Annotated in this window: 22 protein-coding genes; 12 read left to right on the top strand and 10 right to left on the bottom strand. The window is 56.9% G+C overall.

The genetic code is table 11. The features are described 5' to 3' along the window. The 3 genes from ggt to ACUTSW_RS10925 all read right to left on the bottom strand — a co-directional run bounded on the left by ggt (nt 1) and on the right by ACUTSW_RS10925 (nt 3,407). Nucleotides 1-1,764: a gamma-glutamyltransferase gene (gene ggt / locus ACUTSW_RS10935; protein WP_445584375.1), complete on the bottom strand. Its 1,764-nt coding sequence runs from the start codon at nt 1,762-1,764 to the stop codon at nt 1-3. A 229-nt stretch (nt 1,765-1,993) separates the two neighbouring features. Next, nucleotides 1,994-2,596 carry a peroxiredoxin C gene (locus ACUTSW_RS10930; RefSeq protein WP_004949238.1) on the bottom strand — a complete coding sequence of 201 codons (603 nt, stop codon included), beginning with the start codon at nt 2,594-2,596 and terminating at the stop codon, nt 1,994-1,996. Between the two features lie 229 nt (nt 2,597-2,825). Continuing rightward, a complete protein-coding gene (locus tag ACUTSW_RS10925; RefSeq protein WP_062869838.1) occupies nt 2,826-3,407 on the bottom strand; it encodes an ACP phosphodiesterase in 582 nt (193 codons plus the stop codon). Between the two features lie 120 nt (nt 3,408-3,527). On the opposite strand from ACUTSW_RS10925, the gene queA reads away from it, so the two are divergent. From queA to secF, 5 genes are all read left to right on the top strand, one after another. Further along, nucleotides 3,528-4,598: a tRNA preQ1(34) S-adenosylmethionine ribosyltransferase-isomerase QueA gene (gene queA / locus ACUTSW_RS10920; protein WP_445584374.1), complete on the top strand. Its 1,071-nt coding sequence runs from the start codon at nt 3,528-3,530 to the stop codon at nt 4,596-4,598. 72 nt (nt 4,599-4,670) lie between these two features. Further along, the gene (gene tgt, locus ACUTSW_RS10915; RefSeq protein WP_004949244.1) at nt 4,671-5,795 is read left to right on the top strand and encodes a tRNA guanosine(34) transglycosylase Tgt; all 1,125 of its coding nucleotides are present in this window, start codon (nt 4,671-4,673) and stop codon (nt 5,793-5,795) included. A 33-nt stretch (nt 5,796-5,828) separates the two neighbouring features. After that, nucleotides 5,829-6,161, top strand: coding sequence for a preprotein translocase subunit YajC (gene yajC, locus ACUTSW_RS10910; RefSeq protein ID WP_004949246.1), 333 nt, complete (start codon nt 5,829-5,831; stop codon nt 6,159-6,161). A 25-nt stretch (nt 6,162-6,186) separates the two neighbouring features. Beyond that, on the top strand, nt 6,187-8,034 hold the full coding sequence (secD, locus tag ACUTSW_RS10905) for a protein translocase subunit SecD (RefSeq protein WP_071531432.1): 1,848 nt from the start codon (nt 6,187-6,189) through the stop codon (nt 8,032-8,034). 10 nt (nt 8,035-8,044) lie between these two features. After that, the gene (gene secF, locus ACUTSW_RS10900; protein WP_037432251.1) at nt 8,045-9,013 is read left to right on the top strand and encodes a protein translocase subunit SecF; all 969 of its coding nucleotides are present in this window, start codon (nt 8,045-8,047) and stop codon (nt 9,011-9,013) included. A 78-nt stretch (nt 9,014-9,091) separates the two neighbouring features. Here secF and ACUTSW_RS10895 read toward each other — a convergent pair whose 3' ends face one another. Further along, a complete protein-coding gene (locus tag ACUTSW_RS10895; protein ID WP_062869841.1) occupies nt 9,092-9,652 on the bottom strand; it encodes a SadB/YajI family lipoprotein in 561 nt (186 codons plus the stop codon). Between the two features lie 185 nt (nt 9,653-9,837). Here ACUTSW_RS10895 and nrdR point away from each other — a divergent pair, with 185 nt between their 5' ends. From nrdR to pgpA, 6 genes are all read left to right on the top strand, one after another. Continuing rightward, nucleotides 9,838-10,287: a transcriptional regulator NrdR gene (gene nrdR / locus ACUTSW_RS10890; protein ID WP_004949256.1), complete on the top strand. Its 450-nt coding sequence runs from the start codon at nt 9,838-9,840 to the stop codon at nt 10,285-10,287. Between the two features lie 10 nt (nt 10,288-10,297). Continuing rightward, the gene (gene ribD / locus ACUTSW_RS10885) at nt 10,298-11,407 is read left to right on the top strand and encodes a bifunctional diaminohydroxyphosphoribosylaminopyrimidine deaminase/5-amino-6-(5-phosphoribosylamino)uracil reductase RibD (RefSeq protein WP_062869842.1); all 1,110 of its coding nucleotides are present in this window, start codon (nt 10,298-10,300) and stop codon (nt 11,405-11,407) included. A gap of 118 nt (nt 11,408-11,525) precedes the next feature. Next, the gene (gene ribH, locus ACUTSW_RS10880) at nt 11,526-11,996 is read left to right on the top strand and encodes a 6,7-dimethyl-8-ribityllumazine synthase (protein ID WP_006323924.1); all 471 of its coding nucleotides are present in this window, start codon (nt 11,526-11,528) and stop codon (nt 11,994-11,996) included. Between the two features lie 20 nt (nt 11,997-12,016). Continuing rightward, nucleotides 12,017-12,433 carry a transcription antitermination factor NusB gene (nusB, locus tag ACUTSW_RS10875; RefSeq protein ID WP_013811729.1) on the top strand — a complete coding sequence of 139 codons (417 nt, stop codon included), beginning with the start codon at nt 12,017-12,019 and terminating at the stop codon, nt 12,431-12,433. A 52-nt stretch (nt 12,434-12,485) separates the two neighbouring features. After that, on the top strand, nt 12,486-13,469 hold the full coding sequence (gene thiL / locus ACUTSW_RS10870; RefSeq protein WP_004949265.1) for a thiamine-phosphate kinase: 984 nt from the start codon (nt 12,486-12,488) through the stop codon (nt 13,467-13,469). Next, a complete protein-coding gene (gene pgpA / locus ACUTSW_RS10865) occupies nt 13,411-13,965 on the top strand; it encodes a phosphatidylglycerophosphatase A (protein ID WP_170865747.1) in 555 nt (184 codons plus the stop codon). The genes thiL and pgpA overlap by 59 nt, the downstream gene beginning before the upstream one ends. Nucleotides 13,966-14,011: 46 nt before the next feature. Here the strand turns inward: pgpA and ACUTSW_RS10860 are convergent, their stop codons facing one another. From ACUTSW_RS10860 to xseB, 4 genes are all read right to left on the bottom strand, one after another. Continuing rightward, nucleotides 14,012-14,986 (bottom strand): aldo/keto reductase, encoded by a 975-nt coding sequence (locus ACUTSW_RS10860; protein ID WP_445584373.1) that lies wholly within the window; start codon nt 14,984-14,986, stop codon nt 14,012-14,014. A gap of 108 nt (nt 14,987-15,094) precedes the next feature. Continuing rightward, nucleotides 15,095-16,960: a 1-deoxy-D-xylulose-5-phosphate synthase gene (dxs, locus tag ACUTSW_RS10855; protein WP_445584372.1), complete on the bottom strand. Its 1,866-nt coding sequence runs from the start codon at nt 16,958-16,960 to the stop codon at nt 15,095-15,097. 34 nt (nt 16,961-16,994) lie between these two features. Further along, nucleotides 16,995-17,915, bottom strand: coding sequence for a (2E,6E)-farnesyl diphosphate synthase (ispA, locus tag ACUTSW_RS10850; RefSeq protein ID WP_445584371.1), 921 nt, complete (start codon nt 17,913-17,915; stop codon nt 16,995-16,997). A gap of 5 nt (nt 17,916-17,920) precedes the next feature. Continuing rightward, on the bottom strand, nt 17,921-18,184 hold the full coding sequence (xseB, locus tag ACUTSW_RS10845) for an exodeoxyribonuclease VII small subunit (RefSeq protein WP_004949276.1): 264 nt from the start codon (nt 18,182-18,184) through the stop codon (nt 17,921-17,923). Nucleotides 18,185-18,416: 232 nt separating this feature from the next. On the opposite strand from xseB, the gene thiI reads away from it, so the two are divergent. Next, nucleotides 18,417-19,865 (top strand): tRNA uracil 4-sulfurtransferase ThiI, encoded by a 1,449-nt coding sequence (thiI, locus tag ACUTSW_RS10840; RefSeq protein ID WP_445584370.1) that lies wholly within the window; start codon nt 18,417-18,419, stop codon nt 19,863-19,865. A gap of 155 nt (nt 19,866-20,020) precedes the next feature. On the opposite strand, the gene yajL is transcribed toward thiI, so the two are convergent. Beyond that, nucleotides 20,021-20,611 carry a protein deglycase YajL gene (gene yajL / locus ACUTSW_RS10835; RefSeq protein WP_445584369.1) on the bottom strand — a complete coding sequence of 197 codons (591 nt, stop codon included), beginning with the start codon at nt 20,609-20,611 and terminating at the stop codon, nt 20,021-20,023. Next, nucleotides 20,574-21,485, bottom strand: coding sequence for a 2-dehydropantoate 2-reductase (gene panE / locus ACUTSW_RS10830; protein WP_445584368.1), 912 nt, complete (start codon nt 21,483-21,485; stop codon nt 20,574-20,576). The genes yajL and panE overlap by 38 nt, the downstream gene beginning before the upstream one ends. Nucleotides 21,486-21,552 lie beyond the last annotated feature (67 nt).

The following is a 21,552-nucleotide window of genomic DNA, read 5'->3' as shown; positions in this document are numbered from 1 at the left end:
TCAATAGCCTACCGCTGAACCTGCCGGGCGGCGCACGTCATTGGCACCGTACAGATAACCTTCGCGTACCTTGCCGGAAACCGCAGAGTCGTTGCCGGAGTTGGCCGGGCTAACGCCTGCGGCACCCGGCAGACCCACCAGAATCAGCTCGGCGGCGCCCCACGGCGTTTGCTCGACCATCTTGTAACCCATGCCGCTGAGGAGTTTCAGCGTATCGGCGGAGACGCCACGCTGCTCGTAATACACTTCGTCCGGCAGCCACTGATGGTGAATACGCGGCGCATCCACCGCTTCCTGCGGCGCCATGCCGTGGTCGATCACGTTCAGCGCGGTTTGCAGGGTGATGGTGATGATGCGCGATCCGCCCGGCGAGCCGAGCACCATAAAGATTTTGTTGTCTTTGGTCACCAGTGTCGGGCTCATCGACGATAGTGGGCGCTTACCGGGGGCAATGCTGTTGGCGGTGCCCTGCACCAGTCCGTAGAGGTTTTTCTCGCCGACTTTAACGGTGAAATCGTCCATTTCATCGTTGAGGAAGAAGCCTGTTCCCGGTGCTATCACGACCGCGCCAAAGCGGCCGTTGACGGTATAGGTGGTGGAGACGGCATTGCCGTCATGATCGACAATCGAATAGTGGGTGGTTTCAGGTTTCTCGTGGGGTTCCATGCCCGGCTGCACGTTCTCTGACGGCGTGGCCTTGTCAGCGACAATTTTTTTGCGGATCTCTTCGGCATAGCTCTTGCTGACCAAGCGATCGATCGGGTTCTTGATGAATTCCGGGTCGCCAAGGTAGGTATTACGGTCCATATAGGCGTGGCGCATCGCTTCGGTCAGGGTGTGAATGGCCGCCGCCGAGTTAAAGCCCATACTTTTCAGATCATAACCTTCGACCACGTTGAGGATTTCGCACAGCGTTACGCCGCCGGAGCTGGGTGGCGGTGCAGAAACAAATTTATAGCCACGGTAGCTGCAGGTAATGGGCGGCGTTTCGGTCACTTTGTAGTTGGCGAAGTCGGTCGCCGTCAGGATGCCGCCGCCTTGTTTGGCTGCGGCCTCCACGGCCTGCGGGATCTTGCCCTTATAGAAGGCGTCCGGGCCGTCTTTGGCGATGGCTTCCAGGGTGTTGGCCAGATCGCTCTGCACCAGACGGTCGCCCGGTTGCAGTGCGGTGCCGTCCGGGCGCAGGAAGATTTTGGCGGATTCCGGGTCCTGTTTGAAGCGGGCGACGGTGGTGTCGAGAATATCGGTATCGGCACGGGTCAGTACAAAGCCTTCGCGCGCCAGTTTGATCGCCGGCCCCATCACCTGCTCACGGCTCAGCTTGCCGTATTTCTGGCGTGCGGTTTCCATGCCCAGCACGGTGCCCGGCACGCCCGCCGCCAGATAGCCATACAGGCTGGCGCCTTTTTTCACGTTGCCTTCGGCGTCCAGATACATGTTGGCGCTGGCCGCCGCCGGGGCGGTTTCACGGAAGTTGATAAAGGTATCGGTACCGTCGGCCAGGTGTACCGTCATAAAACCACCGCCGCCGATATTGCCGCAGCAGGGGTTCACCACCGCCTGCGCATAGCCGACCGCCACTGCGGCATCGATGGCGTTGCCGCCCAGCTTGAGGATATCGACGCCAACCTGCGAGGCGAGATGTTGCGATGTCACTACCATGCCATTTTTGGCTTCGACCGCCGGGTTGGAGGCGGCATACAGGCTGCTGCTGACCAGCAGCGCCGCCATGGTCAGCGGCTTGCTCCATTTCTGTAAAAACATAGTTATTCCTACCCTGTCAGTGTTCTTATTGTGATTGGCTTGCCGTTTTACCCTGCAAAGAGCGAGCCAGCGTTATTTATAGTAGCTACAGGTGGGGGATTACGCGGTGTTCAGGACCGAAAATGTGAGCGGAAACAGGGAAATAAAGCCCGAATGAGGGGCAGTCTGCCCTAAAAAAGAGCAAAAAAAACCGGCCTCGAGGGCCGGTTGATTCACTTGCAGGCTGAAATTACAGCTTGGAAGCGTTCTCGGACAGGTATTTAGCTACGCCGTCTGGAGATGCGCCCATACCTGCTTTGCCTTTTTCCCACTGAGCCGGGCACACTTCGCCGTGCTCTTCGTGGAATTGCAGCGCGTCAACGGTACGGATCATTTCGTCGATGTTACGGCCGATTGGCAGGTCGTTAACAACCTGAGCACGAACCACACCGTCTTTGTCGATCAGGAAAGAACCGCGCAGCGCAACGCCGGCTTCTGGGTGTTCGATGCCGTAAGCTTTCTGAATTTCACGCTTGATGTCAGCAACCATGGCGTATTTCACTTCACCGATGCCGCCATTTTCGACAGGGGTTTTACGCCATGCGTTGTGAACGAATTCTGAGTCGAATGAAACGCCAACCACTTCAACGCCACGCTTCTGGAATTCTTCATAGCGGTGATCGAAAGCGATCAGCTCAGAAGGACATACGAAGGTGAAGTCCATCGGCCAGAAGAACAGTACGGCTGGTTTACCGTTCAGGTGCTTCTTAAAGTTGAAGTTTTCAACGATTTCGCCGCTGCCCAATACGGCAGCTGCAGTGAAGTCAGGGGCTTGACGAGTTACCAGGACCATAATTACTCCTGTAATAGGTGTTAAGGGGTTGATGTAAAAGCAAGGGCCAGTATAGGGACCAAGACTCGGCGAATAAAGGGTAAAAGACCAATCGATGAGATAGCTTTTACCTATCGAATTCAATGATTAAATTTAGCAAGCTTTAAAAGTAACCTTTTCCTGCAAAAGGGCAAGGCTTAAAACCCGATTTCTTGTAAAGCGTCGCATTTTCAACGGGTTTGGTTTGCGCTTAAAGCTTTTTGTCTTTTGCCTGCCGCATCATCTGCGGATAAAACTGCCAGAACTGTGTTTCAAGCTGATGATAGTGGCGTTCCACGTCGGCGAAGGAGCCGGCCAGAGCGGCCAGGCGTGGGCGGCGGCTGGCCATGCCCGCCAGCACGGTGCCGATAAACGGCAACTCGGCGTAACGCTCCAGCCAACGTTCCTGCCATAAATACCCGTTTAAGTTCTGAAAGCGCGGCGGCGTCAGCGGCAAATGCGGCACGATCTGGCTGCGGGCCTCTTGGGTAAAGCTGTGCAGGCTGAGAGACGGCTCTAACTGCTGCCAGTGGCGCGCCAGGAAATGATCCCACACCACGTCGAGCGTGATGGGCGCCACACGGCGGTGTTCGTCACTGAAGAAGTCACGGCAGACCTTCACCTGCGGCAGGCTGTCGGTCAGTACGTCGACGCGGCGGTGCATCATTATGCCGGCCACTACCTCGGGATTGTACTCGCCTGCGGGGTTGCCGCGCACGAAGTCGGCCAACAGGTTGCCCAGCAGCGAGCTTTCCGCCAACTGAGCCAAATGGAGATGTGCAAGGAAGTTCATCCGGGCATTGTATCCGAAGTCGTGCAAATCCTCCTTATTTCTTGCTGCTGACCGCCCGCGGCTTTAGACTAGGCCGCTTGTTTTTTACCAACCAGTCTTATATTGAAGAAGTGAATACCCATGCGCGTCGCCGATTTTTCCTTTGAACTTCCCGAGTCCCTGATTGCCCATTATCCTCAGCCTGAGCGCAGCGGTTGCCGTTTGCTGCAGCTGGACGGGCCGAGCGGGGCGCTGACGCACGGCGTATTCACCGATCTGCTGGATAACCTGGAAGCCGGCGATCTGCTGGTATTCAACAATACCCGGGTGATCCCGGCGCGCATGTTTGGCCTCAAGGTCAGCGGCGGCAAGATTGAAGTGCTGGTCGAGCGCGTGCTGGACGATCATCGGGTGTTGGCGCACGTGCGCGCTTCAAAAGCGCCAAAGCCGGGCGCTGAACTGCTGTTGGGCGATGACGAAAGCGTTGCCGCTACCATGGTGGCGCGCCACGATACGCTGTTCGAATTGCGCTTCGACGATGAACGCGATGTGTTCACTATCCTCAATGCCGTTGGCCATATGCCGCTGCCGCCTTATATCGATCGGCCGGATGAAGACGCCGACCGCGAGCTTTATCAGACGGTTTACAGCGAGAAACCGGGCGCCGTTGCGGCACCGACCGCCGGGCTGCACTTCGATGAGCCGCTGCTGGCTGCGTTGCGCGCGAAGGGCATTGAGATGGCTTTTGTCACCCTGCATGTGGGCGCGGGCACTTTCCAGCCGGTGCGGGTGGAAACCATCGAAGAGCACGTGATGCACGCGGAATACGCCGAGGTTCCGCAGGAAGTGGTTGATGCGGTGCTGGCCTGCAAGGCGCGGGGCAAGCGCGTAGTGGCGGTGGGAACCACCTCCGTACGTTCGCTGGAAAGCGCGGCCAACGCCAGCAAGGACGCGCTGATTGCGCCGTTCTTCGGCGATACCAGCATCTTTATCTTCCCGGGCTATCACTACCAGGTGATCGACGCGCTGGTGACCAATTTCCACCTGCCGGAGTCGACGCTGATCATGTTGGTATCCGCCTTCGCCGGTTATAAAAACACCATGCATGCTTATCAGCAGGCGGTGGCCGAGCAGTACCGTTTCTTCAGCTATGGCGATGCGATGTTCATCAGCCGTAACCCGCAGGCGGAACACGAGTCCGTCGGCGCCTGATTCCCCGGGCTGCGCATTTGGCGCGGCCCTGTTTTAACGACGCCAGACTGTTTCTCTGGCGCTGGAGGTTTTGTGAAGTACGAATTACAAGCAACCGATGGTCGCGCCCGCCGTGGCCGCCTGGTATTTGAACGTGGCGTGGTGGAAACCCCGGCCTTTATGCCTGTCGGCACCTACGGCACGGTAAAGGGCATGACGCCGGAAGAAGTGAAAGAGACCGGCGCGCAGATCCTGCTGGGCAACACCTTCCACCTGTGGCTGCGTCCAGGGCAGGAGATCATGAAACTGCATGGCGATCTGCATGATTTCATGCAGTGGCACGGCCCGATCCTGACCGATTCCGGCGGTTTCCAGGTATTCAGCCTGGGGGCGATGCGCAAAATTAAAGAGGAAGGCGTTTATTTCCGTAATCCGATTAACGGCGATAAAGTGTTCCTCAGCCCGGAAAAATCGATGGAAATCCAGTATGACCTGGGTTCCGACATCGTAATGATCTTCGACGAGTGTACGCCGTACCCGGCCGACTGGGATTACGCCAAGAGCTCGATGGAGATGTCACTGCGCTGGGCGCAGCGCAGCCGTCAACGTTTTGACGAACTGAATAATAAAAACGCCTTATTCGGCATTATTCAGGGCGGCGTTTACGAAGATTTACGAGATGTTTCAGTAAAAGGGCTGGTGGATATCGGCTTTGATGGTTACGCTGTTGGCGGCTTGGCTGTAGGCGAGCCAAAAGAGGATATGCATCGTATTCTCGAACATGTTTGCCCGCAAATTCCGGAAGATAAGCCACGCTACCTGATGGGCGTAGGCAAACCTGAAGATCTGGTTGAAGGCGTGCGTCGCGGTATCGATATGTTCGACTGCGTGATGCCAACGCGTAATGCCCGCAACGGCCACTTGTTCGTGACTGACGGTGTAGTAAAAATCCGTAATGCCAAGCACAAGGATGATACTTCTCCGCTGGATAAAGACTGTGATTGCTACACGTGTCGCAATTACAGCCGCGCCTACTTGCATCATCTCGATCGTTGCAACGAAATACTGGGTGCCCGATTGAATACCATTCATAACCTGCGCCACTACCAACGCCTGATGGCGGGTTTACGCCAGGCTATTGAACAGGGTAAATTAGAGCTGTTTGTTACGGATTTCTACGGTCGGATCGGCAAACCGATTCCACCTTTAAACGCTTGAATTAATAATTGATAACTTAATGAGGGAATTTCAATGAGCTTTTTCATTTCTGACGCCGTCGCATCCGCAGGGGCCCCGGCTCAGGGAAGCCCGTACTCTCTGATCATTATGCTGGTCGTGTTTGGTCTGATTTTCTATTTCATGATCCTGCGCCCGCAGCAAAAACGCGCTAAAGAGCACAAGAAGCTGATGGACTCGATTGGCAAGGGTGATGAAGTGCTGACCACCGGTGGCCTGATTGGCCGCGTGACCAAAGTGGCTGACACCGGCATCATCGCCATTGCGCTGAACGACACCACGGAAGTGATGATCAAGCGTGACTTCGTGGCGGCCGTTCTGCCGAAAGGTACCATGAAGGCCCTGTAATTTTGTTTTCCCGAAGGGAATTGCCGTGCTAAACCGTTATCCTTTGTGGAAGTATCTGATGCTGATCGTGGTGATCATCGTCGGTCTGCTTTATGCGCTTCCCAACCTCTATGGTGAGGATCCGGCTGTACAAATCACTGGCGCGCGCGGTGTCGCCGCCAGTGAAACTACGCTGGACCAAGTCCGTACCGTATTAGAAAAAGACAATATCGCGAGCAAGTCGATTGCGCTGGAAAATGGCGCCATCCTGGCTCGCTTTAAAGATCCTGACGTTCAGTTGCGTGCCCGTGAAGCCTTGATGGCGGAGCTGGGCGACAAGTTCGTCGTCGCGCTGAACCTGGCTCCGGCCACGCCGGCCTGGTTGGCCATGTTGGGCGCCGAACCGATGAAGCTGGGCCTGGACCTGCGTGGTGGCGTGCACTTCCTGATGGAAGTGGACATGGACACCGCGCTGGGCAAGCTGCAGGAACAAACCATGGATACCCTGCGCAGCGAATTGCGTGAAAAGGGCATTCCTTATGCGTCTATCCGCAAGCTGGACAACAACGGCGTGGAAGTTCGCTTCCGTGACGATGCCGCCCGCGATCAGGCCATCAGCTACATTACCCCGCGTCAGCGCGATCTGGTGCTTTCCGCCAATGGCACCAACACCCTGAAAGCCAGCCTGACGGATGCTCGTCTGAGCGAAGCGCGCGAATATGCGGTGCAGCAGAACATCACTATCCTGCGTAACCGCGTCAACCAGCTCGGCGTTGCCGAACCGCTGGTGCAGCGCCAGGGCTCTGACCGTATCGTGGTTGAATTGCCGGGTATCCAGGACACCGCACGCGCCAAAGAGATTCTGGGCGCTACCGCTACGTTGGAATTCCGCTTGGTCAACACCAACGCGGATGCGACAGCCGCGGCCAACGGCCGTGTACCGGGTGATTCCGAGGTGAAAAACACGCGCGAAGGCCAGCCGGTTGTGCTGTATAAGCGTGTGATCCTGACCGGTGACCACATCACCGACTCTACCTCCAGCACCGACGAATACAACCAGCCGCAGGTTAATATCTCGCTCGACAGCGCCGGTGGCACGTCAATGTCCAACTTCACCAAGGACAACATCGGCAAACCGATGGCGACCCTGTTCGTGGAGTATAAGGACAGCGGCAAGAAAGACGCCAACGGCCGTGCGATTCTGGTGAAGCAGGAAGAAGTGATCAACGTGGCGAACATTCAGTCACGCTTGGGCAACAGCTTCCGTATCACCGGTATCGGCAACCCGAACGAAGCACGTCAGCTCTCGCTGCTGCTGCGCGCCGGTGCGCTGATTGCACCTATCCAGATCGTGGAAGAACGTACTATCGGCCCAACCCTGGGGCAACAGAACATTACCCAAGGTCTGGAAGCCTGTCTGTGGGGCCTGGTGGCTTCTATCGTGTTCATGGTGGTTTGGTACCGTAAGTTCGGCATGATCGCCACGACGGCGCTGGTGGCCAACCTGGTGCTGATTGTCGGCGTAATGTCCTTGTTGCCGGGGGCGACACTGACCATGCCGGGTATTGCCGGTATCGTGCTGACGCTGGCGGTGGCGGTCGACGCCAACGTACTGATAAACGAACGTATCAAGGAAGAGCTGAAGAATGGACGCTCCATTCAACAGGCGATCCATGAAGGCTATAAAGGCGCGTTCTCCAGTATTGTTGACGCCAACATCACTACCCTGATCACCGCCATCATTCTGTACGCAGTGGGCACCGGTTCGATCAAGGGCTTTGCGATTACGACCGCAATCGGTGTGGCGACGTCCATGTTCACCGCAATTGTCGGTACCCGTGCCATCGTCAACCTGCTTTACGGCGGCAAACGCATTAACAAGCTGTCTATCTGAGGAGTGCGTTGTGGCACAGGATTATACTGTTGAACAACTCAACTACGGCCGTAAAGTCTACGACTTTATGCGCTGGGATTACGTGGCCTTCGGCATCTCATTGCTGCTGTTGGTCGCGTCAATCGCCACCATGTCGGTACGCGGGTTTAACTGGGGTCTGGATTTTACCGGCGGTACGGTAATCGAAATCAGCCTGGAAAAGCCGGCTAACCTCGATCTGATGCGCGATACGCTGGAAAAAGCCGGGTTCCAGGACCCGATTATTCAGAACTTCGGCAGCAGCCGTGACGTGATGGTGCGTATGCCACCGGCGACCGGCACTGCAGGCCAGGAACTGGGCAATAAAGTGATCGGCGTGATCAACGACGCGGTGGATAAAAACGCCACCGTGAAGCGTATCGAGTTCGTCGGCCCGAGCGTGGGCAGTGAACTGGCGCAGACCGGCGGCATGGCGTTGCTGGTGGCGTTGATCTGTATCCTGATCTACGTCGGTTTCCGCTTCGAATGGCGCCTGGCGCTGGGGGCGGTTATTGCGCTGGCGCACGACGTGATCATCACTATGGGCGTGCTGTCGCTGTTCCATATCGAGATTGACCTGACCATTGTCGCATCATTGATGTCGGTTATCGGTTACTCGCTGAACGACAGTATCGTGGTTTCCGACCGTATTCGTGAGAACTTCCGCAAGATCCGTCGCGGAACGCCTTACGAAATCATGAACGTGTCGTTGACCCAAACGTTGAGCCGTACATTGATGACCTCCGGTACCACCTTGATGGTGGTGCTGATGCTGTACATCTTCGGTGGCGCCATGCTGCAGGGCTTCTCGTTGGCGATGCTGATCGGCGTGTCTATCGGTACCGTATCCTCTATCTACGTAGCGTCCGCGCTGGCGTTGAAACTGGGTATGAAACGCGAGCACATGCTGCAACAGAAAGTGGAAAAAGAGGGCGCAGATCAGCCTTCGATTCTGCCTTAATACGCTGATTTTTTCGGTGAAATAAAAAGGAGTGCCGTTTGGCGCTCCTTTTTTTTGCCTGCGGCGAGGGAGTGCGGATCAGTGTTGTTGTACCACCGCCGGTTGGGCGGTCGGAACGATACTGTGCAGCCGGACAAAGCCCAGTTGCTCCGGCGTCAGGCCGCTAAAGCGCAGTTCGAAATTCTGCTCCGGCTTCGGCAACAGCGAGTCTGCACTGGCGACCGGTTGTGACAGCGAGTCGGCGGTTAGCGGTTTACCGGTGACGGCATCCAGTTGCCCCCATTCCACCACCGCTTTAAATGCCGGCAGCGAAGCCTGCGAGAGCGTGCGAACGTGCAGCAATGCCTGGGTGCCGTTGGCTTCGGCTTTTACGTGGCTGAGCGACACGCTCAGTTCGCCGATGCTGCTTTGCAGGCGCGCAGCGTTATTGGCCGCAGGCAGCAGGTAGACGCCGCTGGTAGAATTCTGATTCAGCTGGTTCTGTTGTTCCAGCACCGTGGCTTGCTGGGTCAGCGTAGTTAATTTCTGATTCAGTTCAACCACCTGGTGGCGGAGCTTCGGCACCTCGTGAGTTTGCGCGCAGCCTGCCAGCAGAACAAGCGCGCTGAGCAGGAAAACTTTCGGATAAGGGGTTGTCATGGCGGCGATTTCCTATTCAATATCTCCTGTTATCAGCTTAGCCCGCCCGGCGAGGAAAGTCATGCGCGCCGCCGTTTTAGCGCCATTCGGTATCGCGGCTCGCAACAAATGGTCGACGGCCTTTGTTGTGACCGTACTTCGGGGTAAACTGCTCTTAACTATGAAAACGTTTATCAGGACGTGTTATGCATTGCCCTTTTTGCGCCGCCGTTGATACCAAAGTCATTGATTCCCGTCTGGTGGGTGATGGTTCGCAGGTGCGCCGTCGCCGCCAGTGTTTGGTTTGTAATGAACGTTTCACCACCTTTGAAGTGGCTGAGCTGGTGATGCCACGGGTGATAAAAAGCGACGAAGTGCGTGAGCCGTTCAACGAAGATAAACTGCGTCGCGGCATGCTGAAAGCGTTGGAAAAACGCCCGGTCAGCTCCGACGACGTGGAAAATGCGATTAACCACATCAAATCCCAGCTGCGCGCCACCGGTGAACGCGAAGTACCGACCAAGCTGGTCGGCAACCTGGTGATGGACGCGCTGAAGAAGCTGGATAAAGTGGCCTATATTCGTTTCGCCTCGGTTTACCGCAGCTTTGAAGATATTCGCGAATTCGGCGAAGAAATCGCCCGTCTGCAAGACTAAGGGATAGCGCATGCATAACGACGAATTTTATATGGCACGTGCCTTTGAGTTGGCGCGGCTGGGGCGTTTCACTACCGCACCGAACCCGAACGTCGGCTGCGTTATCGTGCGTGACGGCGAAATCGTCGGCGAAGGTTATCACCTGCGCGCCGGCGAACCCCATGCGGAAGTGCATGCGTTGCGCATGGCGGGCGAGCGGGCGCGTGGCGCCACCGCTTATGTCACGTTGGAGCCCTGCAGCCATCACGGGCGCACGCCGCCTTGCGCTGATGCGCTGGTCGCCGCCGGCGTTGCCCGCGTGGTTGCGGCGATGCAGGATCCCAACCCGGAGGTTGCCGGTCGTGGCCTGTACAAGCTGCAACAGGCGGGTATAGACGTGCGCCACGGCCTGATGCTGGCTGAAGCGGAAGCGGTGAATCCGGGGTTTCTCAAACGCATGCGCACCGGTTTTCCTTATGTGCAACTGAAGCTGGGGGCCTCGCTCGATGGCCGCACGGCCATGGCTTCCGGCGAGAGCCAGTGGATCACCTCACCGCAGGCGCGGCAGGACGTGCAGCGTTTGAGGGCGCAAAGCGCCGCCATCCTGAGCACCAGCGCCACCGTTTTGGCCGACGATCCGTCGCTGACGGTGCGTTGGGATGAGCTGGATACCGCCACTCAGAGCCTCTACCCACGTGAAAATCTGCGCCAGCCGCTGCGCATTATCCTCGACAGCCAGAACCGCGTAACGCCGCAGCATCGGGTAGTGCAGCAGCCGGGAACGACCTGGTTGGCGCGGTTGCAGCCGGACGATCAGAACTGGCCGCAGGATGTTGAACAACTGACATTTCCGGCGCACGGCGGCGGGGTCGATCTGGTCGTGATGATGATGCAACTGGCGAAACGCCAGGTGAATTCCATCTGGGTAGAAGCCGGCGCTGCGCTTTCCGGCGCGTTGTTGCAGGCAGGGCTGGTTGATGAGCTCATTTTGTACATCGCGCCAAAACTGATGGGCGATAATGGGCGCGGCCTGTGCCGGTTGCCGGGCCTTGAAAACCTGGCCGATGCGCCGGAATTCGTCTTCAGCGAAGTACGGCAAATCGGCCCCGACCTGCGTTTGCGGCTGAAGCCGAAATACTGAATGTAAAGTCTGTTTGCCGCTCCGATTGGCGTTTTACAAAACCGCCGCGCAGGCAGATAAAGAATGTGATAGAATCCGCCCCCCTGCGGGGTATCGAACCCATTTTTAAGGAAAGCCCATGAAAGTTATCGAAGGTGTTGTTGCTACTCCAAATGCCCGTGTGGCGATCGCAATTGCACGTTTTAACAATTTCATCAACGACAGCCTGCTGCAAGGTGCCATCGACGCACTCAAGCGCATTGGTCAGGTTGCTGACGACAACATCACCGTTGTCTGGGTCCCGGGCGCTTACGAGCTGCCACTGACGGCTCGCGTGTTGGCCAACACCGGCAAATACGATGCGATTATCGCGTTGGGTACCGTTATCCGTGGGGGCACCGCGCACTTCGAATATGTCGCGGGCGAAGCCAGTTCCGGTATCGGCAGCGTTTCTCTGAACGCTGAAATCCCGGTTGCCTTTGGCGTGCTGACCACCGAGAGCATCGAACAGGCTATCGAGCGTGCCGGCACCAAAGCGGGCAACAAGGGTGCTGAAGCGGCTCTGACCGCACTTGAAATGATTAATGTTATCGAAGCTATTAAAGCCTGAATTTAGTTAAGGGGAATTCCGTGAAACCTGCTGCTCGTCGCCGCGCTCGTGAGTGCGCTGTTCAAGCGCTTTACTCTTGGCAGTTGTCTAAAAATGACATTGCCGATGTTGAACACCAGTTCCTGACGGAGCAAGATGTCAAAGATGTGGACATCGCCTATTTTCGGGAGCTGCTGTCTGGCGTGGCGGTGAATGCAGGTCTGCTGGATGGCCTGATGGAACCTTTCCTGTCGCGTCAGCTCGAAGAGCTGGGCCAGGTAGAAAGAGCCGTTCTGCGCATTGCACTGTTTGAACTGAAAATGCGTCAGGATGTGCCTTATAAAGTGGCTATCAACGAAGCGATCGAACTGGCGAAAACCTTCGGCGCTGAAGACAGCCACAAGTTTGTGAATGGCGTGCTGGATAAAGCAGCACCAAGCATTCGCAAGAAAAAATAAAAAATTAAGGCCGGCATCGCCGGCCTTAATTTCTTCTATTGGAATATCGACCATGGCATGCGGCGAATTTGACCTCATTGCCCGCTATTTTGACCGGTTTAAGAGTCTGCGCCGGGACGTACAGTTGGGCATTGGAGATGACTGCGCACTCCTGACAGTGGCAGAAAAACAGCTTTTGGCCGTCAGTACCGACACCCTGGTTTCGGGCGTTCACTTCCTGCCGGATATCGATCCGGCCGATCTCGGCTACAAAGCGCTGGCAGTCAACCTGAGCGATCTGGCGGCAATGGGCGCCGATCCGGCCTGGCTTTCACTGGCGTTAACCTTGCCTGACGTGAATGAGCCCTGGCTGAAGGCGTTCAGCGACAGCCTGTTCGAACAGCTTAATTATTACGGTATGCAATTGATTGGCGGCGACACCACGCGCGGCCCGTTGAGCATGACGTTAACCATTCATGGCTTGATCCCGGCCGGCCGGGCGTTGACCCGCAGCGGTGCACGCATCGGCGATTGGATCTACGTTACCGGTACATTGGGCGACAGCGCCGCCGGCCTGGCTATCTTGCAGGATCGCCTGCAGGTAGCGGATACCGACGCCCGCGATTACCTGATTGGCCGCCATCTGCGGCCGCAGCCACGGGTGTTGCAAGGGCAGGCGCTGCGTGATTTGGCCAGTTCTGCGATCGATATTTCCGACGGGCTGATCTCCGATCTGAAGCACGTGCTGAAAGCGTCCGAGTGTGGGGCGCGCATCGTTCTGGATGAGCTGCCGCTGTCGCAGGTGTTGAGCAGCCATACGGACGCTGAACAAGCGCTGCGCTGGGCGCTGACCGGCGGTGAGGATTACGAACTGTGCTTTACGGTGCCGGAAATCAATCGCGGTGCGCTGGAAGTGGCGCTGAGCCATCTGGGTGCGGATTACACCTGTATAGGCCAGATTGGTCCACTTTCCGAAGGCATTAAATTCTACCGCAACGATGAAGCGGTGGAGCTGCCGTGGAAGGGCTTCGATCATTTCAGCGCGGAGCAGGCGTAACATGGATGAAGCTAAACGCCGTCTGCGGATGAGCAATCCGTGGCACTTGCTGGCTACCGGTTTCGGCAGCGGCCTGTCACCGGTGGTGCCGGGCACCATGGGATCGCTGGCGGCGATTCCGTTCTGGCTGCTGCTGATCCAACTGCCGTGGCAGCTCTATTCGCTGCTGGTGATGTTCAGCATCTGTATCGGCGTCTATTTATGCCACCAGACAGCCAAGGATATGCGGGTACACGATCACGGCAGCATCGTCTGGGACGAGTTTGTCGGCATGTGGATCACGCTGATGGCGTTGCCGGTTAACGACTGGCAGTGGGTGGCCGCAGGTTTTGTGATTTTCCGTATTCTCGACATGTGGAAACCCTGGCCTATCCGCTGGTTCGATCGCAACGTGCATGGCGGTATGGGCATCATGGTCGACGACATCGTCGCCGGGGTGCTTTCGGCCGGCATCATCTACCTGATTGGCCATCACTGGCCGCTCGGGCTGTTTTGATTACAGGGGCGCAGTTCAACACGGCTGCGCCCTTGAAACCTCCGCGTTATTCAAACCCCGTCACGTGATGCGGCACATAGGCCGTTTCCAGCTCGGCAATCTCTTCCGGCGTTAATGCCAGATCGACGGCGGCCACGGCGTCTTCCAGATGTTCATGGCGCGACGCGCCGATAATAGGAGCACTGACCACCGGTTTACTCAACAGCCAGGCCAGCGCAACCTGTGCACGTGATACACCGCGTTCTTCAGCAAGGGTGGCGACGCGTTCGGCGATAATGCCATCGATACCTTCGGTTTCGTCATACAGATTTTTGCCGACCTGATCGGACACCAGCCGTGCGGTGGTTTCACCCCATGGGCGAGTCAGACGGCCGCGAGCCAGCGGGCTCCACGGCAGCACCGCGATGCCTTCGGCGGCGCACAGCGGATGCATTTCGCGCTCTTCCTCACGTTGAATCAGGTTGTACTGGTCCTGCATGCTGACAAACCTCGTCCAGCCGTGCAGATCGGCGGTGTACAGCGCTTTGGCGAATTGCCAGGCATACATCGACGACGCGCCTATATAGCGCGCTTTACCGGCCTTGACCACGTCATGCAGTGCTTCCAGCGTTTCTTCAATGGGCGTTTCATAATCCCAACGGTGGATTTGCAGCAGATCGACATAGTCGGTGCCCAATCGTTGCAGGCTGTCGTCGATAGACTGCATGATTTTGGCGCGCGACAACCCGCGATCCAGATTACTCAGGGGGAAATAGACTTTGGTGGCGATCACCACGTCATCGCGGCGCGCGTAATCCCTCAGCGCCCGGCCGACGATCTCCTCGCTGCTGCCGTCTGAGTAGCTGTTGGCGGTGTCGAAGAAATTGATGCCGGCATCCAGTGCCTGCTTCAGCAGCGGACGGCTGCTTTCTTCCGGCAGCGTCCAGGCGTGATTGCCGCGGTTGGGTTCACCGTAGGTCATACAACCCAGGCAGATGCGCGAGACGTTCAGATCGGTGTTACCCAGTTTCAGATACTTCATGCTTGCCTCCCAGTGTCAGCACAGATCTATAACTGTAGTGGATTATCGGGATGACTGAGACGAAAACGCCCCCGCAAAACGGAGGCGTCGGTCAATCAGGCGCGGGGATTATTGCGCCAGCCAGGCTTCAATTTGTCGCCGTATGCCGGCGGCGTCCAGGCCCAAATCGACCCGAACCTCTTCCTGGCTGCCTTGCGACACAAAGCTGTCCGGCAGGCCGATATTCAGTACCGGCACTGCGCGGCGTTTGGCCATCAGCAGCTCGTTCACGCCACTGCCGGCACCGCCCATAATGGCGTTCTCTTCCAGCGTGACCAGCACCTCGTGGCTGGCAGCCAGCTCCAGCACCAGCTGTTCGTCCAGCGGTTTCACGAAGCGCATATCCACCAGGGTGGCATTGATGTCTTCAGCCACTTTAGCGGCTTCCGGCAGCAGGGTACCGAAGTTCAGAATCGCGACCTTTTCGCCTTCCCGGCGCACCACGCCTTTGCCGATCGGCAACGCGGCAAGCGGTTCCAGCGGCGCACCGGTACCGTTACCACGCGGATAGCGGACGGCGCTTGGGCCTTCGTTATAGTGATAACCGGTGTACAGCATCTGGCGGCATTCGTTCTCATCACTTGGCGTCATGATCACCATGGTCGGGATACAGCGCATGAACGACAGATCGAACGCTCCCTGGTGAGTCTGGCCGTCGGCGCCGACGATACCGCCGCGATCGATGGCAAACATCACCGGCAGTTTTTGGATCGCCACGTCGTGGATCAGTTGATCGTAAGCGCGCTGCAGGAAGGTGGAGTAAATCGCCACCACCGGTTTGTAGCCGCCAATCGCCAGACCGGCGGCAAAGGTGACCGCATGCTGTTCGGCAATGGCGACGTCAAAGTATTGCTGCGGATAGTCACGAGAGAACTGCACCATGCCGGAGCCTTCGCGCATTGCCGGAGTAATGGCCATCAGAGAGCTGTCTTTGGCGGCGGTTTCGCACAGCCAGTCACCGAAGATTTTTGAATAGGACGGTTGGCCGCCGGCGCTTTTCGGCAAGGTGCCGCTGGCCGGATCGAATTTCGGCACTGCGTGGAAGCTGATCGGATCTTTTTCCGCCGGCGCGTAACCCCGGCCCTTTTTGGTCATGATGTGCAGCAACTGCGGGCCTTTCAGATCACGCATGTTTTTCAGCGTGGCGACCAGCCCCTGGACATCGTGGCCGTCAACCGGGCCGATATAGTTAAAGCCCAGCTCTTCGAACAGCGTGCCCGGAACCACCATGCCTTTCAGGTGTTCTTCGGTACGTTTGACCAACTCTTTGATGGGCGGCAGGCCGGACAGCACTCTTTTGCCGCCTTCGCGCAGGGTGGAATAGAGTTTGCCGGAAAGCAGTTGTGCCAGATGATTGTTCAGCGCGCCCACGTTTTCGGAAATCGACATTTCGTTATCGTTCAGCACCACCAGCATATCCGGGTTGATGTCCCCGGCGTGGTTCATGGCTTCAAACGCCATGCCGGCGGTGATCGCGCCGTCGCCAATCACGCAGACCGTACGGCGATTCTTGCCTTCACGCTCCGCGGCAACCGCCATGCCGAGGCCGGCGCTGATCGAGGTAGACGAGTGGCCAACCGACAGCACGTCATATTCACTCTCAGCACGCCAGGGAAAAGGGTGCAGGCCGTCTTTCTGGCGGATGGTGGAAATCCTGTCGCGACGGCCGGTCAGAATTTTATGCGGGTAGGCCTGGTGGCCAACGTCCCATACCAGATGATCGAAGGGGGTGTTGTAAACATAGTGCAATGCCACCGTCAGTTCGACGGTACCCAGCCCGGACGCAAAGTGGCCGCTGGAGCGGCTGACGCTGTCCAGCAGGTATTGCCGCAGTTCGTCACACAGCTTCGGCAGGCTCTCTTTTGGCAGCGAGCGGAGTTCATCGGGATTTTCCACTAGCGCCAAGGTCGGGTATTTGGCTATATCAAGACTCATTCGATACTCATATCAGAGGAGTTAACGTCACACGTTAATTGTCGCGTTCAATAATGAAGCTGGCTAACGCTCGCAATGGCGCTGTGTTATAAGATTGCGCTGCCAAAGTGTCTAATGCAGCTAAAGCTTCCTGATAGAGATCCCACGCTTTTGCTTTCGCGCTGTCAAGCCCGAGCAAAGCTGGATAGGTGCTCTTTCCGTGTTGCTGGTCCGCTCCCTGGCGTTTACCGATTTTCTCGGTTTCGCCGACAACGTCCAAAATGTCATCCTGTACCTGAAACGCCAGGCCGATCGCCGCAGCGTAACGGTCAAGCTGCGGTAGCGCTGCACGGCCAGGTTCACCGGCGGCCAAAGCCCCAAGGCGAACCGCCGCGCGGATTAATGCGCCGGTCTTGTGGCGGTGTATCAGCTCCAGCGCAGGCAGATCAATTTGCCTGCCTTCAGCCTCGAGATCCAACGACTGGCCACCGCACATGCCGGCAGCGCCGCTGGCGGTCGCCAGTTCGGACACCATGGCCAGCCGATCGCGCAGCGCCACGTCGGGCATGTCGGCATCGGCCAGAATGGAAAATGCCAGCGTCTGCAGTGCATCACCCGCCAGGATCGCGCTGGCTTCACCAAATTTGATATGGCAGGTAGGCTGACCGCGACGCAGATCGTCATCGTCCATTGCCGGAAGATCGTCGTGGATCAACGAATAGGCATGAATGCATTCTACCGCAGCGGCCGGCACATCCAAATTATTCAGTGAAACGCCAAACATCTGCCCGGTGGTATACACCAGGAACGGGCGCAGACGTTTGCCGCCCAGCAGCGCGCCGTGGCGCATGGCGGCCACCATGTTGCCTTCATTGAACGGCAGCGGCGCGATAAAATCCAGCAGCGCGCGGTCGGCCCGCTGGCGAAAAGCCTGTAACTGCTCAGGAAAAGCGGCCTGTTGGACGATCTCAGACATGACGATTACTCTGCATCCGGGGTGAAAGGCGCCAGCGCGGCGTCATCGGCGCTGTCGTTAAGTAAAATTTGCACACGCTGCTCGGCCTGTTGCAGCTTCTGTTGGCCCTGACGTGCCAGCTGAACGCCGCGTTCGAATTCATTCAGCGCGTCTTCCAGCGGTAACTCACCCGATTCCAGACGCGTCACGATGTTTTCCAGTTCGCTAAGGGAACTTTCAAAGCTGATGCTTTGCTCTGTACTGTCTGATTGTGCAGGTTTTTTCGGCATAATTTTCTTTTTACATCATCATGTGAACAGTGGCGCCAGAGCCTATCCTAGCGGATTTTGATTAGCAAATCATGGCGCGCATGTGTGGTTTTGTGCACCGGGCTTCACCAGATAGTGATATACTCTGCGCCGCAAATGCGATTGATAAAACATTCGGCAGTGCCGTTGGTTTTATCAATCGCATATACATTGTAAATCCTTTTCCCTCGTAATTCTGACAATAAAGACCGCCATGAAGTTTATCATTAAATTGTTCCCGGAAATCACCATCAAGAGTCAATCTGTGCGCTTGCGCTTTATCAAGATTCTCTCGACCAATATCCGCAACGTCCTGAAGCAGTATGATGAAACGCTGGCGGTTGTCCGTCACTGGGATCATATCGAAGTTCGCGCCAAAGATGAAAATCAGCGGCCGGTGATTGCCGACGCGCTGACGCGCATTCCCGGCATCCACCATATTCTGGAAGTGGAAGACCGCGGCTACACCGATATCCACCATATTTTCGAGCAGACGCTGGAAGCTTACCGCGAGCAGTTGGAGGGTAAGACCTTCTGCGTGCGCGTTAAGCGCCGTGGCAAGCAAGACTTCAACTCGCAGGACGTGGAACGTTACGTTGGCGGCGGTTTGAACCAGCACATCGAAAGTGCGCGCGTTAAGCTGTCGCACCCGCAGGTGACGGTCAATCTGGAAATCGAAGACGACAAGCTGATGCTGGTAAAAGCGCGCCGCGAAGGTATCGGCGGTTACCCGGTGGGCACTCAGGAAGACGTGCTGTCGCTGATTTCAGGCGGTTTCGACTCGGGCGTTTCCAGCTATATGCTGATGCGTCGCGGTTGCCGCGTGCATTACTGTTTCTTCAATCTGGGCGGCGCGGCGCATGAAATCGGCGTCAAGCAGGTGGCGTATTATCTGTGGAACCGCTTTGCCAGCTCGCACAAGGTGCGCTTTGTCGCCATCGATTTCGAACCCGTGGTCGGCGAGATCCTGGAAAAGGTCGACGATGGCCAGATGGGCGTGGTGCTCAAACGCATGATGGTGCGTGCCGCCTCGCAAGTTGCGGAACGTTATGGCGTACAGGCGCTGGTCACCGGTGAGGCGCTGGGTCAGGTGTCCAGCCAGACGCTGACTAATCTGCGTTTGATCGACAATGCGTCCGATACCCTGATCCTGCGTCCGCTGATTTCGCACGACAAAGAGCACATCATCAAAGTGGCGCGCGAGATTGGCACCGAAGACTTTGCCAAGACCATGCCGGAATACTGCGGTGTGATCTCGAAAAGCCCGACGGTAAAAGCGATCAAAGCCAAAATTGAAGAAGAGGAAAGTCACTTCGATTTTTCCATTCTCGATCGCGTGGTAAGTGAAGCGAAGAATGTCGATATCCGTACCATCGCCGAACAGGCGCAGGAACAGGTTGCTGAAGTAGAAACCGTGGCGGCCTTTGGCGCTGACGAAGTGATCCTGGATATCCGTTCTAACGACGAGCAGGAAGAGAAGCCGTTGACGCTGGAACAGGTTGAGGTGAAACCGCTGCCGTTCTACAAACTCAGCACGCAGTTTGGCGATCTGGATCAGAGCAAAACTTACCTGCTGTACTGTGATCGTGGCGTGATGAGCCGCCTGCAGGCGCTGTACCTGCTGGAGCAGGGGTTCACCAATGTGAAGGTTTACCGCCCTTAAATCCACTTCATACTTGAAGCTGCAACTGTGTTGGCTGCATGCGCTCACCCCGCTCACTTACTCAAGTAAGCTCCCGGGGATTCCCGCACTAGCCGCCTGGTTGCAGCTACAATTATTTTGTGGATTATCTATTTTAACCTCAGAACTGATGCTTACTAATCGCGGAAATCGTACATCCCCGGAATCAGCACCAGCTGCGCTGCTATTTCCGCCGCTTTGGCCTTACCCAGCAGCAAATCAATCAACTTCAGCGCAAACTCCATCGACGTTCCCGGCCCCTGGCTGGTGAGCAGGTTGACGCGTGCGTCGTATACCACGCGCCGCTCCATCCATTTGTCTGCCGGGATCTGATCTTTCAATCCGGGGAAACCGGTCATATTGCCGATGGGGAACAGATCGTGGTGTTGCAGCACCAGGGCCGGTGCCGCACAGATAGCGGCGACGATGTTGCCCTGCAGATGCATCTGACGCACTTTCTCTACCAACAGCGGGCTGTCGCGAAAACACTCGGCGCCTTTCAGGCCGCCGGGCAGCACGATGGCATCGAAGGGATCGTCCACAATCGACACCAGCTGCGCGTCCGCCAGCAGCTTTACACCGCGCGAGCAGACGATAGTCAGGTCACCGTCGCCGGCTACGCTGGCGGTGGTGACTTTCACGCCCGCTCGTACCAGAAGATCGATGGTAGTGACGGCTTCGGTTTCTTCGCTACCAGGTGCCAGGCAGACCAGCGCCGATACGCTCATATTCATTTTCCTTTCGCTTAATCAGTTCAAACAACCGCGCGTTCTCCGGCAGAATCATGCCGTGGCTGCGCGCGCGGCGCAGCAGGTAGCCGGTAATGTAGTCGATCTCGGTATGCCGCTGGGTGCGGACATCCTGCAGCATCGAAGAGATGTTATCTGCGGTGCTCTGAATCACTTCCATCACGTATTGCCGCAGCCCTTCGCATGAGGTGTGGTAGCCTTCCATTTCCATCACGCCGGAGACTTCGCGGCACAGGGTTTCGATTTGCTCCGGGTAACGCTGCAATTCGCCATTACGGCAGTCATACAGCGCCGTAAGGGGGTTAATCACGCAGTTGACCGCCAGCTTGCGCCAGTTTGCCGACGCAATGTTGTTGTGCCAGGCCACATCGGGCAAAGCCTGATGCAACATTTCCGCCAGATGGCTGAGATGTATCGCCGTCGGCGATGTCGGGCCGATATGGGTGGTGCCGCCGGCAACATGGATAATGGTGCTGCCTTCACGCCTTGCCGCGTGGGTCGTGGTGCCCTGCAATATGGGCTGGCTGTTTGCCGGCAGTTCATCCTGGGTGCCCATGCCGTTATGCAGCAGCAGTATGGCGCAACGCGGGTTCAACCTGGGCAGCAGCGCGCTGACGGCGCTGGAAACCTGCCAGGCTTTCAGCGTGACCAGCAACAGTTCGCTTTGGGCCAGATGTTCGGGATCGTTGGTGGGCAAATTACGGTTGAACGAGGTGCCCTCAGGCTCAATCACGTTCACTGCGCAGAAGGGTTGCGGTACCCGCAGCCATCCTTGTACGTCGTGGCCCTGCTGATAAAGCCTGGAGAGCCACAGTTGTCCGAGCGCACCGCAACCAAGAATAGTTATTTTCATTCAGTCTCCTTGGGGTAACGGGAATACCGCTCAATTACTGTCGTATAATTATAGACTTTTCTGCTAT

The organism is Serratia sp. TSA_198.1 (assembly GCF_052686505.1).
The sequence above is the reverse complement of the archived record's forward strand: the minus strand, read 5'-3'. Positions and strand labels throughout refer to the sequence as shown.